We start from the raw sequence: 16,962 nt of genomic DNA on the forward strand, positions 1-16,962 counted from the left end.
ACCTGCTGTGGCTGGCCAGAGCGAAGAAGACCCCCTCGCTAAAATCGCCGGTCCACAGCCTCTGGATAAACCCCATGAACCGCTGCAAGAAACAATCCACGAATGCTCTCACTTTCATAGCGCTTTGCACAGCAGCCATTGCGGCCGCAGGCCTTTTCCCGATTGCCGCCAGCGCGCAGGACGAAGTCCCCCGTCCCCAGACCCAGAACGAGTCGCTCGTGGGCGGCCGCACCTTCCCCATCGGCACCCTGCGCGGCAAGTTCATGGTGACCAACGCGCCCGACGTCGAGCTCGACGGCAGGCCTGACCGCCTGGGCGCAGGCGCCCGCATCCGCAGCGGGCAGAACATGCTGGTGATGCCCGGTGCCATCGTCGGGCAGAAGTACCTCGTCAACTACACGCGCGACGCCGCCGGGCTGCTGCGCGAGGTGTGGATCCTCACGCCCGACGAAGCCACCGCCAGCCGCGAATCGCTGGACAAGCCATTCCTGAACATCTGGCCGTTCACCTCGAACGACACCGTCAACACGCAGTAAGCAAGCAAGAAAGAACGGCCGGCGCGGCGGACTCCCGCGCGCCTTGCCGCCGTGCCCACACCTTCGCGCAGGGCCACGAGAGAGAGCTCCCCATGAAAAAAGTATTCATCAAGACCTTCGGCTGCCAGATGAACGAGTACGACTCGGACAAGATGGCCGACGTGCTCAACGCCGCCCAGGGCTACGAGCCCACGCAGAACGTGGACGAGGCCGACCTCATCCTGTTCAACACCTGCTCGGTGCGCGAGAAGGCGCAGGAGAAGGTGTTCTCCGACCTCGGCCGCGTGAAGCACCTGAAGGCCAAGGGCGTGAAGATCGGCGTAGGCGGCTGCGTGGCCAGCCAGGAGGGCCAGGCCATCATCGCGCGCGCGCCCTACGTCGACATCGTGTTCGGCCCGCAGACGCTGCACCGCCTGCCCGAGATGCTGAACGACCGCGAGCGGCTGGACCGCCCGCAGGTGGACATCAGCTTCCCCGAGATCGAGAAGTTCGACCACCTGCCGCCCGCGCGCGTCGAGGGCGCGACCGCGTTCGTGTCGATCATGGAGGGCTGCTCCAAGTACTGCAGCTACTGCGTGGTGCCTTACACCCGTGGCGAGGAAGTGAACCGCCCGCTCGACGACGTGCTGGTCGAGATCGCCGGCCTGGCCGACCAGGGCGTGCGCGAGATCACGCTGCTGGGCCAGAACGTGAATGCCTATCGCGGCAGGATGGGCGACACGGCCGAGATCGCCGACTTCGCGCTGCTCATCGAGTACGTCGCCGAGATCCCCGGCATCGAGCGCATCCGCTACACCACCAGCCATCCGAACGAGTTCACGCCGCGCCTCATCGAGGCCTACGCGAAGGTGCCTCAGCTGGTGAGCCACCTGCACCTGCCGGTGCAGCACGGCAGCGACCGCATCCTGATGGCGATGAAGCGCGGCTACACCGCCATGGAATACAAGAGCACGGTGCGCAAGCTGCGCGCCATCCGCCCCGAACTCGCGCTGAGCAGCGACTTCATCGTCGGCTTCCCCGGCGAGAGCGACGACGACTTCAACAAGATGATGAAGCTGATCGACGACTGCCAGTTCGACGCCAGCTTCAGCTTCATCTTCAGCCCGCGCCCCGGCACGCCCGCCGCCGCGCTGCACGACGACACGCCGCACGAGGTGAAGCTCGCGCGCCTGCACACGCTGCAGTCCGTGATCGACGCCAACGTCAAGCGCTTCGGCCAGGCCCTGGTCGGCACCACGCAGCGCGTGCTGGTGGAAGGCGCCTCGCGCAAGGACGCGAACGAGCTCATGGGCCGCACCGCCTGCAACCGCGTCGTCAACTTCGAGGGTGATGCGCGCCTCGTCGGACGGATGGCCGACCTGCGCATCACGCGCTCGCTGGCGTACACGCTGCGCGGCGAAATCGTGACGAACGAATCGCCGATGGCGCTCGCGCACCACTGATGGCGAAGCGGCCATCCATACGGGGCTCGTTCCAGCAGCTCCTGCTCTTCGCCTTCCTGCTGATCACCGCACTGCTGGTCGGCGTGGCGCTGCGCTCGGTGCTGCAGTACGACGTGCTCATGACCCAAAGCCGCGACGCGGCCGCGCGCGCGCTGCGCCTGTCGGGCGCGTCGCAGTCTCTGGCCGAGCGCAGCGCGGCGATGGAGCGCGCGGGGCGCCAGTCACTGGTGCTGAACGATGCGGTGCTGCGCCGCCGCTTCGACGAAGCGGCGCGCGAGGCGCACCAAGTGCTGGACCGGCTGGAGAAGAACGGCCTGCCGCCCGCCGGCATCGAGATGTGGCGCACCCAGCTCGGCGTGATCGAGGGGCTGATGAGCGGCAGCGCCGACAGCGCGCTCACCCGCGAGAGCACAATGGCGATGCAGTTCCGCGAACTCGACGCGCTCAACACCAACCTGGCGCAGCAGGCGCAGTTCCTCATCGAGACGCAGAACGACGCGCTGGCCAGGCGCATCGAGAACGCGCGCCGCCGGCTGATGCGCGAGGTGGTGGCCGCCAGCGTGCTGGCCGCGGCGCTGGCGCTGGCCTTCGGCATCTGGCTCGCGCGGCCCTTCAAGCGGCTGGAGCAGGCCATCGTCGGCCTCGGCCAGAACCGGCTCGACGAGCCCATCGACATCCGCGGCCCGGCCGACGTGCGGCGCGTGTCGCAGCAACTCGAATGGCTGCGGCTGCGCCTGACCGAGCTCGACGCCGACAAGGCCCGCTTCCTGCGCCATGTGTCGCACGAGCTGAAGACGCCGCTGGCCGCGCTGCGCGAGGGCGTGTCGCTGCTCGAAGACGGCGTGACCGGGCCGCTGAACCCGGCGCAGCTCGAAGTCGCGCAGATCCTGCAGCAGAACACCGTCGCGCTGCAGGGCCAGATCGAGGCGCTGCTGCGCTTCAACGCCGCCGCCTTCGAGGCGCGCGAGCTGCGCCGCGAGCGCACGGAACTACTGCCGCTGATCGAGGAGCAGATCGAGGCCCAGCGCCTGCAGTGGCAGTCGCACGGCCTGCGCGTGCGCGCCGAGGGCGAGCCGATCGCCGTCACGGTCGACCGCGCCAAGCTCGGCACCGCCATCGCCAACCTGCTGAGCAACGCCATCCGCTTTTCGGTAACGGGTGGTGTCATCACGCTGGCGGTGTCGGGCACGCCCGAGGCGGTGCACATCGACGTGAACGACGCCGGCCCGGGCATCGCCGAGGGCGACCGGGACCGGATCTTCGAACCCTTCTTCCGCGGCGAGCGCCAGCCCGAGCACACGGTGAAGGGCACGGGCATCGGACTTTCCATCGTGCAGGAGTACATTGCAGCCCACGGGGGCCGCATCACTCTGCAGCCCGGCGGTCCCGGTGCCCACTTCCGCATCGAGCTGCCGCGCACGGCCTGACCTCCCCGGCACCCCCTCCAAATACTGTCCGAACGCCTCGCGTCCTTTCTTCGACCCATGTCTTTTCCGTTCGTCCGCCGTTCCTCCTTCGTCGGGGCGATGACCGTGCCTTTCGTCCTGCTGCTGGCCGCCTGCGCCTCGCAGCCCAAGCCGCCCGCGGAGGCCGACGCGCTGCCGCCGCCCCCGGTCGTGCCGCGCGTGATGCCGGTGGAGGCCGAACCCAAGGCGCCGGCCACGCAGCCCGCCGCTTCGCTCTTCACGATGCTGACGCAGGGGCCGGTGTCGTCGATGCTGACGTACGCCGACAAGGTGCGCCCGCTCAACGGCGCCGACCTGAACGCCGAGATCGCCCGCGTGGGCGACCCCGGCGATTCGCCCACCGCGCAGATGCAGCTGGCGCTGTTGCTCTCGCAGACCCGCGTGCCGGCCGACCTGGCGCGCGCGCTGGGCCTGCTGCAGCGGGTGATCGCCAACCCCGCGCCCGAGGCGCAGGCGCTGCAGCCGCTGGCGCGCGCGCTCGCCGCCCGCTACGTGGAGCAGCGCCGCGTGGAAGACGACCGCGACAAGCAGGTGCAGCAACTGCGCGACAGCCAGCGCCGCATCGACCAGCTGAACGACCGCATCGAAGCCTTGCGCGCCATCGAGCGCAGCTTCGCGCGGCCCAACAACCCGGCGTCGGCCGTGCCTGCCGCGCCGCCCAACGCAAGCAAGCCCAATCAATGAGCACTACTGGCGCCCGCCTCCTCGTGGTCGATGACGACCCGGACATGCTGCGGCTGCTCTCGATGCGGCTGAGCTCGGCGGGCTACCAGGTCACGGCCGTCACCTCGGCCGAGACAGCGCTCACGCAGCTCGAAATCGAGCATCCGCAACTGGTGCTGAGCGACGTGCGCCTGCCAGGGCGCGATGGCCTGCAGCTCTTCGACGAGATCCGCAAGCGCCATCCCTCGCTGCCGGTGATTCTGCTGACCGCGCATGGCACCATTCCCGACGCGGTGGAAGCCACGGCGCGCGGCGTCTTCACCTACCTCACCAAGCCCTACGACGGGCGCGAGCTGCTCGAGAAGATCGCACAGGCGCTGGCGCTCGGCGCCCCCGCCGCCACGCCGAGCAAGGCCGGCGACGACAGCTGGCGCTCCGAGATCGTGAGCCGCAGCAACCGCATGGCCGAGCTGCTGGCCGAAGCGCGCATGGTCGCCAAGTCGGACGCCTCTGTGCTGCTGCGCGGCGACTCGGGCGCTGGCAAGGAAATGCTGGCGCGCGCCATCCACAAGGCCAGCGCGCGCGCCGACAAGCCCTTCGTGGCGGTCAACTGCGGCGCCATTCCCGAGGCGCTGCTCGAATCGGAACTCTTCGGCCACATGAAGGGCGCGTTCACCGACGCCCACGCGAATCACAAAGGCCTGTTCCAGCAGGCCGACGGCGGCACGCTGCTGCTCGATGAAATCGGAGACATGCCGCCTGCGCTGCAGGTCAAGCTGCTGCGCGTGCTGCAGGAGCGCGCGGTGCGGCCGCTGGGCGCGAGCCAGTCGATCCAGGTCGACGTGCGCATCGTCTCGGCCACCCACCGCGACCTCGACGCCGCAATGGAGGCGGGCCAGTTCCGCGAGGACCTGTACTACAGGCTGAACGTGGTGACGCTCACGCTGCCGCCGCTGTCGGCACGCCGCGAAGACATCCCGCTGCTGGCCAATCACTTCCTGCAGCGCCTGTCGGCCAAGTACGGCAAGCGGCTCTCGGGCTTCGCGCCCGAGGCGCTGAAGGCGCTGACCATGGCCGCCTGGCCGGGCAACGTGCGACAGCTCTACAACGTGGTGGAGCAGGTCTGCGCGCTGTCGAGTTCGCCGCTGATCCCGCTGGCGCTGGTGCAGCGGGCGCTGCGCGTGCCGACGGTGGAGGTGCAGACCTACGCCGAGGCCAAGCAGCGTTTCGAGCGCGACTACCTCGTCGGCCTGCTGAAACTGACGGACGGCAACGTGGCCGACGCGGCCCGCCTGGCTGACCGCAACCGCACCGAGTTCTACCGGCTTTTGCAGAAGCACGAGCTCACTCCGGGCCACTTCAAGGCCGACGCTGTCGCTGGCGGTGGAGATGCTGTCGCCGAGTAGCGACGCTGCTAAGTCGTTGATTTATATGGCCTATCCCTACCCGCCCTCGCGGCTTGTCGGGATTCGGCGACAAAAACAGGGGTTTTGAGGCCATCCGGCGGCCTCGGGCCCCGAAAAATGCCTTCGGATCGCTCCAAGTTGTTGATTTGAAAGCATTTTCCCAGCCTGGCACAGGGTTTGCCCCTGTACAGGCATGACAGCACTTACCAGCCCATCTTTCGCACTGCGCCAGCAGCGCGACGGCCTGCGTCAAAAGCAGTTTTCCCCCTCGCGGCCCCGCGCCGTGGGTCATTCGCTGGCCGCGCTCGCAAGCGCCGGCGGCGCTGAACCGGATTGCGTGATCAAGCGCTTTCCTGCCATTGGCGACACCCCTTCCCTCGACAAGCAACGTTGGTAAATCACATGAAGCCGAACGACTTCTCCCAACTGAATGTGCTGGCCGATACCGATTTCTCGCGCCGGAGCCCGGTTCGCGAAGAACGCCATCCCAACTCGGTCACCGCCCCCCCGGTCAACCGCGGCTCCATGACGCCCCGCCCCTGGCGCGGTTTCTGGAACAGCCTCGGCACTGCCGCGCTGGTCAAGCTCGGCGCGGGCCGTGACGCCGAAGCCGGCGCTCACCCCGCCAACGAAGCGAAGCAGCCCTGGCAGCGCGCCGCAGCCCGCCGCCGCTTCGCCTTCATGATGCTCACGCTGCTGAGCACCGTGATCGCGTCGTCGCTCTTCGCCAGCGTGCAGCCCGACTACGACAACCTCTGGCTCGAATACGGCCAGATCGGCCTGTACGGCCTGCTGTCGGGCTGGGTCGTCACCGGCTTCGTGACCGCGCTCATGGGCTTCTACGTCTCCGTGCGCGGTGACAAGCACTCCCTCTCGGCGAAGCAGGTGGCCCACCACCCGATGAACCCAGAGGCACGCACCGCGATCATCATGCCGATCTGCAACGAGGACGTGGCCACCGTGTTCGCCGGCCTGCGCGCCACCTGCGAATCGGTCGCGGCCACCGGCCACGCGAAGCAGTTCGACGTGTTCGTGCTGTCCGACAGCTACAACCCCGAGACCGCCGCCGCCGAGCGCGCCGCCTGGGAAGACCTGCGCGCCGCGCTCGCCGAGAGCCCGAACCAGCCGCAGGTCGAGGTGTACTACCGCCTGCGCACCCGCCGCACGCACCGCAAGGCCGGCAACGTCGCCGACTTCTGCCGCCGCTGGGGCAAGGACTACCGCTACATGGTCGTGCTCGACGCCGACTCGGTGATGAGCGGCGACTGCCTGACCTCGATGGTCAAGCTGATGGAAGCCAACCCCACCGCCGGCATCATCCAGACCGCGACGCAGGCCATCGGCCACGTCACGCTGCACGCCCGCGCACAGCAGTTCGCTTCCCGCGTGACGGGCCGCCTGTTCACGCTGGGCATGCAGTTCTGGCAGCTGGGCGAATCGCACTACTGGGGCCACAACGCGATCATCCGCGTCGAGCCCTTCATGAAGCACTGCGCGCTGGCCCCGATCAAGGGCACCGGCGGCATGTCGGGCGGCATCATGTCGCACGACTTCGTCGAAGCCGCGCTGATGCGCCGTGCCGGCTATCACGTGTGGCTGGTGTCCGACCTGGTCGGCAGCTACGAGCAGCAACCGCCGGACCTGCTGGCCGAGCTGCAGCGCGACCGCCGCTGGTGCCAGGGCAACCTGCAGAACGCCCGCCTGATGGCCGAGCCCGGCATCCACTCCGTGCACCGCGCGATGTTCGTGACCGGCACCATGGCCTACGTCTCCGCTCCGCTGTGGCTCGCGTTCCTGACGCTGGGCACGGCCCTGTGGCTGAGCGGTTCGAGCCTGGTCTCGAGCTGGAGCGTGCTGCCCGCCGAACTGGCCGGCCTGTGGATCTGGACCCTGTGCCTGCTGTTCCTGCCTCGCGTGCTGGGCATCGCCGCCGTGCTGATGCGCGGCGAGCAACGCCAGTACGGCGGTGTGTGGGGCCTGGTGAAGAGCTCGGTGATGGAAAGCGTGCTCGCCATCGTGCAGGCGCCCGTCCGCATGCTGGCCCACTCGCTCTTCGTGCTGGTCGCCCTCACCGGCATCAAGCTCGACTGGAAGTCGCCCCCGCGTGAAGCCGCCGCCGTGCCGTGGAAGGTCGCTGCATCGCAGCTGGCGCCCATGACGCTGGTGATCGCGATGCTGGCCGTCGGCGTCGCGATGATCGACCCGAGCGCTCTGATCTGGCTCATGCCTGTCGGCCTGCCGCTGCTGCTGGCGATCCCGCTGACCGTGCTGACCAGCCAGATCGCGCTGGGCACCACGCTGCGCGACCGCGGCTACCTGCTGATTCCCGAGGAATCGCGTTCGCCGGCCGTGCTGCGCCGCGCCTGGATGCACGCGCTGCGTCTCGCCCGCCCTGCGGCTCTGGCTGCAGCCTGATGCGCTGAAGCTGAAACTCAGCCCCCGAAAGAAGCCGGCCGCTGCGCCGGCTTTTTTCATGGCGCGCGCATCGCTAGAATCGCGCACTTCTTTTTCATCCACCCACGGATCTCCTCGATCCACAGGAGCGCCAAGTGCCCCGTCTCGCCGTCATCACCCTCTGACGCCGACAACGCCGCTTCATTGCTGGTCATGTCGGGCGCCAAGCTGCGCTTTCCGCTGACCGCAATCCGTTCCCCGCTTTCCAGCTCCCAGCTTCGCTCCCGCACGTTGTCGGTCTTTCCTGATTCGCATCCGGAGAACCAACGTGTTTCCTCTTCCTCCTCTTCTCTTTCATCGATCCCGCTGCTCAAGTACCCGCGTACTGCGCACCTGGAAGGCTCCCGGCTGCAGGCCGGGGACAGCGACGACGGCCAGACGCCGCTGTCGGAACTGCAAGGCATGCACGTCGTCATCGAGGAAAAGCTCGATGGCGCCAATGCAGCCGTATCGTTCACCTCCGCCGGCGAGCTGCTGCTGCAGTCGCGCGGCCACTATCTCGCGGGCGGCGCGGGCGAGCGCCAGTTCAACCTGTTCAAGCACTGGGCTGCCGCGCATGAAGCGGCACTGCTGGAGCGGCTCGAAGACCGCTACGTGATGTACGGCGAGTGGTGCTTCGCCAAGCACAGCTGCTGGTACGACCGGCTGCCGGCCTTCTTCCTCGAGTTCGATCTCTACGACCGGCAGGCGCAGTGCTTTTTGTCGACGCCGGCGCGGCATGCGCTGCTCGCCGGAAGCCCGGTGCTGCCGGTGCCCGTGCTCTACGAAGGCGAAATGCCACGCAGCGCGAAGGCATTGCAGACGCTGGTGCGGCCCTCGCTGGCACGCAGCGCGGACTGGAAGCCCGCCTTCGAGGCCGCCGTGGCGCAGGAAGGCCAGCCGCTCGACCTGGTGCGGCAGCAGACCGACCTGTCCGACCTCGCCGAGGGCCTGTACCTCAAGACCGAGTCGGACCGCCGGGTGACGGGCCGCTACAAGTGGGTGCGCCCGGATTTCGTCCAGACCATCCTCGACTCGGGCTCGCACCACAGCCGCCGGCCGGTGCTGCCCAACCAGCTCGCGCCAGGCGTGGACCTCTACGCGCCGACGCCGCTGGTGACATGGCAGGACCTGGGCCTGCGCACCTTGCGCGACCCGGCCGGGCTGACAACCACGGGGAGGAAGCGATGAACTTCGACGATCTGCGCGCCCTGGTGCCCGAGCCCGGCAAGGACACCGACTGGGCGCAATGCTGCGACCTGCTGCCGGCCCTGCTGTGCCTCGAAGAGACGCCGCAGGACCCGTACTACCACGCCGAAGGCAACGTCGGAATCCACACGCGCATGGTGCTCGACGCCCTGATGCAGGACGAGCACTACCGCCGCGCCGATGCCGACGGCCGCTTCGTGCTGTTCATGGCCTGCCTGCTGCACGACATCGCCAAGCCCGACACCACGGTGATCGACGAAGCCAGCGGCCGCATCGGCCAGCCGGGCCACTCGCGCCGGGGCTCGGTCGACGTGCGCGTTCTGATGTGGAAGGCCCGCGTGCCCTTCGCGCTGCGCGAGGCGGTGTGCCGGATCATCGCGGTGCACCAGGTGCCGTTCCACGCCTTCGCCTCGCGCAAGGGCGTTCGGCCTGAGTGGCTGGTTCACAAGCTCTCGTGGGAGCTGAGCCTGCCCGACCTGTGCTGCGTGGCGCGCTGCGACATGCTCGGGCGCCACTACGAGAAGCGCGCGGACAGCATGGCCGACATCGCGCTCTTCGAGCAGCTGGCGCAGGAGGAAGGCTGCTGGAGCGGCCCGAGGAAGATGGCCGACGCCCACACGCGCCTGGCCTACTTCCGCGGCGCCGACACCAGCCCCGACTACCCGCTGTTCCAGAACGCCGGCTCACAGGTGACGGTGATGTGCGGCCTGCCCGCCAGCGGCAAGAACCACTGGGTGGCGCAACATCGCAAGGACTGGCCCGTGGTGTCCTTCGACGATGCCCGCGCCGAACTCGGCCTGAAGCACGGCGAGAACGACGGGCTCGCCGCGCACCATGCGGTCGATCAGGCGAAGGCGCTGCTGCGCAGGCAGGAGCGCTTCGTCTGGAACGCCACGCACCTGAGCCAGCAGATGCGCACCAAGACGCTCGACCTGCTGTGGGCCTACCACGCGCACATCGAGCTGGTGTACCTGGAAGTGCCGCACCCGGAGCTGATGCGCCGCAACCGCGAGCGCGACACCACGCTGTCGAACGCGGGCATCGAGCGCATGCTGCACCGCTGGGAGCTGCCGGCGCCGGTGGAAGCGCACGAGACGGTCTACGAGGTTCAGACCTGAAAGACAGAGGGCCCGCCGGTTCGCACCGGCGGGCCCTCTATATATATGTGTGCGTGGAGCGCGCCGCTCAGAACGGCAGCTTCGGGCCGCCGGGACCACCCATTCCACCCAGGCCCTTCATGCCGCCCATGCGCTTCATCATCTTCATGAGGCCGCCGCCCTTCATCTTCTTCATCATGCCCTGCATCTGCTCGAACTCGTTGAGCAGGCGGTTCACTTCCTGGACCTGTACGCCGGCACCAGCGGCAATGCGGCGCTTGCGCGTGGCCTTCAGCAGCTCGGGCTTGCGGCGCTCCAGCGGCGTCATGCTGTTGATGATGCCTTCCTTGCGGCGGATGTCGCGCTCGGCACGGCTCAGGTCGGCCTCGCTGGCCTTGGCGGCCATCTGCGTGGGCAGCTTGTCCATGAGGCTGGAGAGCCCGCCCATCTGCTTCATCTGCTGCAACTGGCCGAGAAAGTCGTTGAGGTCGAAGCCCGCGCCGCTCTTGACCTTGGCGGCGAGCTTCTGCGCCGCCGCCACGTCGACGCCAGCCGTGACCTGCTCGACCAGCGCGACGATGTCGCCCATGCCGAGGATGCGGCCCGCATGGCGCTCGGCGTCGAACACTTCCAGGCCGTCGATCTTCTCGCTCACGCCGGCGAACTTGATCGGCACGCCCGTGACCTGGCGCACCGACAGCGCCGCGCCGCCACGCGAGTCGCCGTCGGTCTTGGTCAGGATGATGCCGGTGAGCGGCAGCGCTTCCTTGAAGGCCCTGGCGGTGTTGATCGCGTCCTGGCCCTGCATGGCATCGACCACGAACAGGGTTTCGACCGGGTCGAGCGCGGCGTGCAGCTGTTTGATTTCGGCCATCAGCACTTCGTCGATGGCCAGGCGGCCGGCCGTGTCGACCAGCAGCACGTCGAAATAGTGGCGCTTGGCGTGGTCGAGCGCGGCGCGCGCGATGTCCAGCGGCTTCTGGTCGGGCGTGCTCGGGAACCACTCGGCACCGGCCTGCTTCGTCACAGTCTTGAGCTGCTCGATGGCGGCGGGGCGATACACGTCGCCCGACACCGTGAGCACCTTCTTCTTGCGCTTCTCGATCAGGTGCTTGGCCAGCTTGGCGGTGGTGGTGGTCTTGCCGGCGCCCTGCAGGCCGGCCATCAGGATCACCGCCGGCGGCTGGGCCGCGAGGTTGATGTCCGAGACGCCCTCGCCCATGGTGGCGGCGAGTTCGCGGTTGACGATGCCGACCAGCGCCTGGCCCGGCTTGAGCGAGCCCAGCACTTCCTGGCCGAGCGCTTTTTCCTTCACGCGGGCGACGAAGTCGCGCACCACGGGCAGCGCCACGTCGGCTTCCAGCAGCGCCATGCGCACCTCGCGCAGCATGTCCTGCACGTTGCTTTCGGTGATGCGGGCCTGGCCGCTCATCGTCTTGACGAGGCGGGAGAACTTTTCTGTGAGGGCGGTGGCCATGAGGGGGATGCCTTGCTGCCCGCTGCGGTGCGGGCCGGATGAGAAGCCTGGGAGACGGGAAAGAACTTGAAGCCGGGCGCCGGGAACGCAAGAGCGAGACGCTAAACTCCGGCCGATGATTTTAGCGATCCCCTCCCCGCTCGGCGTGGCGCTGGGCATCGCCACAGCGGTTGCCTACGGTTTTGTCGCCGCCGCCGGCGCCAGATTCAGCCGCCAATCAGCCCAATGGGCACTCGGAATCGCATGGCTGCTGCATGCCGCGGTGCTGGCCCACGGCCTCATCGGCAGCGAGCCGCGCTTCGGTTTCGCGCCCGCGCTGTCGGTCACGGCGTGGCTGGTGCTCACGGTCTATGCGGTCGAAAGCCGCATGTATCCGCAGCTGAAGGTGCGGCGTGCGCTCGCCTGGCTGGGCGCGGCCGCCGTGCTGCTGGCCATCCTGTTTCCGGGCACGCCGCTGCACGTGACGGCCTCGCCGTGGCTGCCGCTGCACCTGGCGCTGGGCATCGCGTCGTACGGGTTGTTCGGCGCGGCCGTGGTGCATGCCTGGCTGATCACCCGCGCAGAAAAGCAGATCCGCCTGGCCGCCGCCGCCGAGCCTCAGGGCGGCGTGCCGCTGCTCACGCTCGAACGGCTCACCTTCCGCTTCGTCACCGCCGGCTTCGTGCTGCTGTCGGCCACGCTGCTGGCCGGCCTGCTGTTCAGCGAGCAGCTGTACGGCGCCGCCGGCCGCGTCTGGAAGTGGGACCACAAGACCACTTTCTCCGTGCTCGCCTGGCTCACCTTCGCGATCCTGCTGATCGGCCGGGCCCGCTTCGGCTGGCGCGGCCGCACCGCTCGCCGCGTGCTGTACGCCGGCTCGGCGCTGCTGCTGCTGGCCTACGTGGGTTCGCGCTTCGTGCTCGAAGTCGTGCTGGCACGCCCTCCCGTCTGAAATGAAATACCTCCTCGTCCTCGCGGTGCTCTGGGTCGCGATCTGGCTCTGGCGCAAGAACCGGCGCGAAGAAATGCAGGACGCCATGCGCGAGCGCGCGGCCAAGCAGGCGCAGCAGCGCACGCCCGCGCCGGCCGGAGCGCCGCAGGCCATGGTGCGCTGCGCCCATTGCGGCCTGCACCTGCCGGCAACCGAAGCCATCGCCGGCCCCGGCGGCGCGGTCTACTGCAGCACCGCGCACCGCGAAGCCGCCACGCAGCAATGAGCACGCCCCTCTGGTCGCGCGGCGAGCCGGTCACAGACTGGGACGTGCTCGACCAGGGCCCGGGCGACAGTTCGGCGCTGGTCCGGCTCTGGCGCGGCTTCATGGGCGCGCGCTGCTTCGTCGCGCTGGTGCTGGTGCTGCTGCAGGGCGTAGCCTTCGCGATCGGGCAGACGATGCAGACGGCAGCCATCGCGGTCTCAGCCCTCTACTTGGCCGCGACCTGGCTGGGCATGCGCTACTCGCGCTTCCAGCCGCCGATCCGCGGCTTCACCACGCCGTGGCTGATGACCATCGGCATCGACCTGGCGGCCTTCACCGCTCTGCAGGTGCTGCAGGGCGGCAACGTCAACTACACGCCGCTCTTCGCGCTGCCGGTGCTCATGAGCGCGGTGCTGGGCAGCATGATCGTGAGCCTGGGCACCACCGCCACCGTCACGCTGCTGCTGCTGGCCGACGCGGGCTGGCACTGGCTGCAGCAGCCGGTCGATTCGTCGCCGCGCTTCGTGCAGGCGGCGCTCACTGGCACCGGCTTCTTCGTGGTGGCGCTGCTCGCCCACGAAATGGCCCGCCGGCTCGCACGCGAGGAAGCGGTGGCGCAGCGCAACCGCAGCAGCGCGCAGATGCAGGCGCAGGTCAATGACCTGGTGATCGAGACGCTGAGCGAAGGCGTGCTGGTGATCGACGCCGAAGGCCTGGTGCACGCGGCGAACCCGGCGGCCGACGCCATCCTCGGCCAGGGCCTGGCCAGGCTGACGCTGCCCTTCCCGCTGCATGCCCAGCCGGCCTGGCATGCACTCGCAGCTCTGGCGCGCCAGACCTTCGCGCGCCGGGCGCCGCAGACCGAGGAAATCCCCGTGGCGCAGGCGCGCGGCGCGGCGCGCGAGGTGCGCGTGCGCACACGGCTCACGCCCACCAGCGAGAAGCGCGCGGACAGCCTGTGCGTGATGTTCCTGCAGGACCTGCGCGAGCTCGAGGCCCGCATCCGCACCGAGAAGCTGGCGGCGATGGGCCGCATGTCGGCGGCCGTGGCCCACGAGATCCGCAATCCGCTGGCCGCCATCACGCAGGCCAGCGCGCTGCTCAACGAAGACCTGACCGACCCGGCGCACCGCAAGCTCACGAGCATGGTTCAGCACAACGCGCAGCGCCTCGCGCGCATCGTGGACGACGTGCTCGACGTTTCCCGCGCGCGCCAGCAGCGCGTACTCTCACTCGGCGAGCAGCTGGTGCTCGACCCGGCGGTGCAGGTGCTGGCCGAGGAATGGGTGCGCCAGACGCAGCGCAAGGGCGTGCTGATGTCGCTCGACGCACCCGCGAGCGAAGTGCGCTTCGACGCCGAGCACCTGCGCCGGCTGATCGTGAACCTGCTGGACAACGCATCGCGTTACGCCAGCACGCGCGAAGGCGCGATCCAGGTGCTGACCGCGATGCAGCGAAGCGGCGTCGCCCGGCCGAGCCTGATGGTATGGAGCGACGGCGCGCCGCTCGAACCCGCGGTGCAGCGGCACCTGTTCGAGCCCTTCTTCTCCTCCGAAAGCCGCTCCAGCGGACTGGGTCTCTTCCTGTGCCGCGAGCTTTGCCGGCGGCACGGGGCCACCATCGGCTACGAACGCCGCGCGCTGGTGCCGGGCGGGCCCGAGGGCAACGAATTCTTCGTCAGCTTTGCCCCCAGCGAAAACCGGCTGACACAATAGCGCCCGTGAGCACCTCCCCCTCTTCTTCCACCCAGCGGCCGGCGCAGATCCTGGTCATCGACGACGAGCCCGACCTGCGCACGCTGTACGAACTGACGCTGCTGCGCGAAGGCTATCGCGTGGAGGCGGCGGGCAGCGTCTCGGAAGCCTGGCAGCACCTGGAGGCCGCGCGCTTCGACGCGGTGATCACCGACATGCGGCTGCCCGACGGACAGGGCATGGAGATCATCCACCGCATCCAGAAAGACCAGCGCAGCGAGCGCTGCGTGGTGATGACGGCCTACGGCTCCGCCGAGAACGCGGTCGAAGCGCTGAAGGCCGGCGCCTTCGACTACCTCACCAAGCCGGTCGACCTGAAGCAGTTCCGCGCGGTCGTGGCTTCCGCCGTGCAGGCGCGGTCGGCGCCGCAGCCGGTGGCCAAACCCGCTCAGACCGCACCCGCGAACTCCGGCAGTGCAGGCAGCGAAATTGCGGCGCCCACATCCGGCACCGGCATCGCCGCGCTCGACCGGCTGGTGGGCGAATCGGAGCCGATGCGGCTGGTCAAGTCGCGCATCGCCAAGGTGGCGCGCGGCATGGCGCCGGTGCTGGTACGCGGCGAATCGGGCACCGGCAAGGAGCTGGTCGCGCGCGCGGTGCATGCCTGCAGCCAGCGCAGCGAAGGCCCATTCGTCGCGGTGAACTGCGGCGCGATTCCCGAGAACCTGCTCGAGGCCGAGTTCTTCGGCGCGAAGAAGGGCTCCTACACCGGCTCCTCGCAGGACCGCGACGGCTACTTCCAGGCCGCGCGCGGCGGCACGCTCTTTCTCGACGAGATCGGCGACCTGCCGCTGGCCATGCAGTCGAAGCTCCTGCGCGCGATCCAGGAGCGCAGCGTGCGCTCGATCGGCTCGACGCAGGAAGATGCCGTCGACGTGCGCATCGTCAGCGCCACCCACAAGGACCTGCACTCCGAGGTGCAGGCCGGGCGCTTCCGGCAAGACCTTTTCTACCGCCTCAACGTGATCGAGATCGCGGTGCCCGCGCTGCGCGACCGCCGCGAGGACTTGCCCGCGCTGTGCAGCGCGCTGCTCTCGCGCATCGCACAGGACGGGGGCCTGCCGGTGCCGCACCTGTCCGACGAGCTGCTGCGCCGCCTCGCGCAGCATCCGCTGAACGGCAACGTGCGCGAACTCGAAAACCTGCTGCACCGCGCGGTGGCGCTGAACGATGGCGACGAGCTGCATCTGGATTTGATGGGCGGCTTCACGGCCGCGGCCGAAGCCGCTGCGTCTTCCGCGCCGGCGCCGCTGTCGCCCATCGGTGCCGAAGCACTGGCGGTGCCGGCACCGGCACCGGCGCCGAGCGCACCAGTGGTGGCACCTCCCAAGGCCGCACCGCCGCCGCTGCCTTCCGACCTGCAGGCCTACCTCGACCAGCAGGAGCGCGAAATTCTCGTGCGCGCGCTGCACGAGAGCGGCTTCAACCGCACCGCGGCCGCCGCACGGCTCGGCATGAGCCTGCGCCAGATCCGCTACCGCATCGCGCGGCTGGGCATCACCACGCCCAACGGCGACGATGGCGCGAGCAGCAGCCATGCCGACGAGTGAAGAAGCCCCCGCGGCGCCCGGCGACGCACTCTGGCAGGCCGGCTGGTACCGCTTCGCGAAGGCGCTGCCCTCACCCAATTTCGGGCCCCGGCCGCAGGGCGCTCAGATCGACCTCATCGTGCTGCACTCGATCAGCCTGCCACCCGGCGAGTACGGCGGCGATGCGGTGCAGCGGCTCTTCACCAACCGGCTCGACTGGGACGCGCACCCCTACTTCCAGTCGATTCGCGGGCTGGAGGTTTCGTCGCATTTCTACGTGCGGCGCAACGGCGAACTCTGGCAGTTCGTGAGCTGCGACGACCGCGCCTGGCATGCGGGCGTGTCGTCCTGGCGCGGCCGCGGCAACTGCAACGACGACTCCATCGGCATCGAGCTCGAGGGCCTGGAAGGCCAGCCCTTCGAGGAGCCGCAATACGAGACGCTCGCCAGCCTGTGCGCCGCCGTCGCGCAGCACTTTCCTGTCGCGCACATCGCCGGCCACGAGCACATCGCGCCGGGCCGCAAGCAGGACCCGGGCACCGGCTTCGACTGGCGCTTGCTGCGCGAACAGCTCGGCTGGAATCCACAGATGTTTCCCGAGCAGGTGATCCGGCGCTAATTTTTTTCAATCGCGCAACGCCTTGCGATGCGCCGCTCCCGCGCCGCAGCAAAGAGAAAGTTTCAGGCGCGCAATGCAGCAACCATGCGCCCTGCAGGCCCAAATCGGCCTGCAAGCCACGGCCCATGCGGGTTGCGGGACCATAGGCCAGTATTC

16 protein-coding genes are annotated in these 16,962 nt (G+C 68.9%); 14 read left to right on the plus strand and 2 right to left on the minus strand.

All coding sequences use genetic code 11. The annotated features are described in order from the left end of the window. Positions 1-74: 74 nt before the first annotated feature. From AC1VNX_RS29360 to mdoH, 7 genes are all read left to right on the plus strand, one after another. Complete coding sequence (locus AC1VNX_RS29360) at positions 75-536, plus strand: hypothetical protein (protein ID WP_483161072.1); 462 nt, start codon at positions 75-77, stop codon at positions 534-536. A gap of 92 nt (positions 537-628) precedes the next feature. After that, entirely contained in the window at positions 629-1,978 is a 1,350-nt protein-coding gene (miaB, locus tag AC1VNX_RS29365) for a tRNA (N6-isopentenyl adenosine(37)-C2)-methylthiotransferase MiaB (RefSeq protein ID WP_483161073.1), read from the plus strand. Beyond that, positions 1,978-3,405: a sensor histidine kinase gene (locus AC1VNX_RS29370; RefSeq protein ID WP_483161074.1), complete on the plus strand. Its 1,428-nt coding sequence runs from the start codon at positions 1,978-1,980 to the stop codon at positions 3,403-3,405. Before miaB ends, AC1VNX_RS29370 begins: the two co-directional genes overlap by 1 nt. A 57-nt stretch (positions 3,406-3,462) precedes the next feature. Then, positions 3,463-4,128, plus strand: a complete 666-nt coding sequence (locus tag AC1VNX_RS29375) for a hypothetical protein (protein ID WP_483161075.1) — start codon at positions 3,463-3,465, stop codon at positions 4,126-4,128. After that, entirely contained in the window at positions 4,125-5,513 is a 1,389-nt protein-coding gene (locus AC1VNX_RS29380; RefSeq protein ID WP_483161076.1) for a sigma 54-interacting transcriptional regulator, read from the plus strand. Before AC1VNX_RS29375 ends, AC1VNX_RS29380 begins: the two co-directional genes overlap by 4 nt. Positions 5,514-5,706: 193 nt before the next feature. Further along, positions 5,707-5,910, plus strand: a complete 204-nt coding sequence (locus AC1VNX_RS29385; RefSeq protein ID WP_483161078.1) for a hypothetical protein — start codon at positions 5,707-5,709, stop codon at positions 5,908-5,910. Between the two features lie 5 nt (positions 5,911-5,915). Next, entirely contained in the window at positions 5,916-7,928 is a 2,013-nt protein-coding gene (gene mdoH, locus AC1VNX_RS29390) for a glucans biosynthesis glucosyltransferase MdoH (RefSeq protein ID WP_483161079.1), read from the plus strand. Between the two features lie 56 nt (positions 7,929-7,984). Here mdoH and AC1VNX_RS29395 read toward each other — a convergent pair whose 3' ends face one another. Beyond that, on the minus strand, positions 7,985-8,122 hold the full coding sequence (locus AC1VNX_RS29395) for a hypothetical protein (RefSeq protein ID WP_483161080.1): 138 nt from the start codon (positions 8,120-8,122) through the stop codon (positions 7,985-7,987). On the opposite strand from AC1VNX_RS29395, the gene AC1VNX_RS29400 reads away from it, so the two are divergent. Then, positions 8,121-9,137, plus strand: a complete 1,017-nt coding sequence (locus AC1VNX_RS29400; RefSeq protein ID WP_483161081.1) for an RNA ligase family protein — start codon at positions 8,121-8,123, stop codon at positions 9,135-9,137. The genes AC1VNX_RS29395 and AC1VNX_RS29400 overlap by 2 nt on opposite strands. Beyond that, positions 9,134-10,273 (plus strand): AAA family ATPase, encoded by a 1,140-nt coding sequence (locus tag AC1VNX_RS29405; RefSeq protein ID WP_483161082.1) that lies wholly within the window; start codon positions 9,134-9,136, stop codon positions 10,271-10,273. The genes AC1VNX_RS29400 and AC1VNX_RS29405 overlap by 4 nt, the downstream gene beginning before the upstream one ends. A 67-nt stretch (positions 10,274-10,340) precedes the next feature. On the opposite strand, the gene ffh is transcribed toward AC1VNX_RS29405, so the two are convergent. Further along, the gene (gene ffh / locus AC1VNX_RS29410) at positions 10,341-11,729 is read right to left on the minus strand and encodes a signal recognition particle protein (protein ID WP_483161083.1); all 1,389 of its coding nucleotides are present in this window, start codon (positions 11,727-11,729) and stop codon (positions 10,341-10,343) included. Positions 11,730-11,844: 115 nt separating this feature from the next. On the opposite strand from ffh, the gene AC1VNX_RS29415 reads away from it, so the two are divergent. From AC1VNX_RS29415 to ampD, 5 genes are read left to right on the plus strand one after another with little or no spacing between them, the layout of a single operon-like run. Continuing rightward, the gene (locus AC1VNX_RS29415; protein ID WP_483161084.1) at positions 11,845-12,660 is read left to right on the plus strand and encodes a cytochrome C assembly family protein; all 816 of its coding nucleotides are present in this window, start codon (positions 11,845-11,847) and stop codon (positions 12,658-12,660) included. 1 nt (position 12,661) lies between these two features. Next, positions 12,662-12,925, plus strand: a complete 264-nt coding sequence (locus tag AC1VNX_RS29420; protein WP_483161085.1) for a PP0621 family protein — start codon at positions 12,662-12,664, stop codon at positions 12,923-12,925. Further along, entirely contained in the window at positions 12,922-14,619 is a 1,698-nt protein-coding gene (locus AC1VNX_RS29425; protein ID WP_483161086.1) for a two-component system sensor histidine kinase NtrB, read from the plus strand. The genes AC1VNX_RS29420 and AC1VNX_RS29425 overlap by 4 nt, the downstream gene beginning before the upstream one ends. 5 nt (positions 14,620-14,624) lie before the next feature. After that, positions 14,625-16,208: a sigma-54-dependent transcriptional regulator gene (locus AC1VNX_RS29430; protein ID WP_483161087.1), complete on the plus strand. Its 1,584-nt coding sequence runs from the start codon at positions 14,625-14,627 to the stop codon at positions 16,206-16,208. Then, positions 16,195-16,806 (plus strand): 1,6-anhydro-N-acetylmuramyl-L-alanine amidase AmpD, encoded by a 612-nt coding sequence (ampD, locus tag AC1VNX_RS29435; RefSeq protein WP_301507502.1) that lies wholly within the window; start codon positions 16,195-16,197, stop codon positions 16,804-16,806. Before AC1VNX_RS29430 ends, ampD begins: the two co-directional genes overlap by 14 nt. The last annotated feature ends 156 nt before the right edge of the window (positions 16,807-16,962 follow it).

The organism is Variovorax sp. TLI9-5A (genome assembly GCF_056867935.1).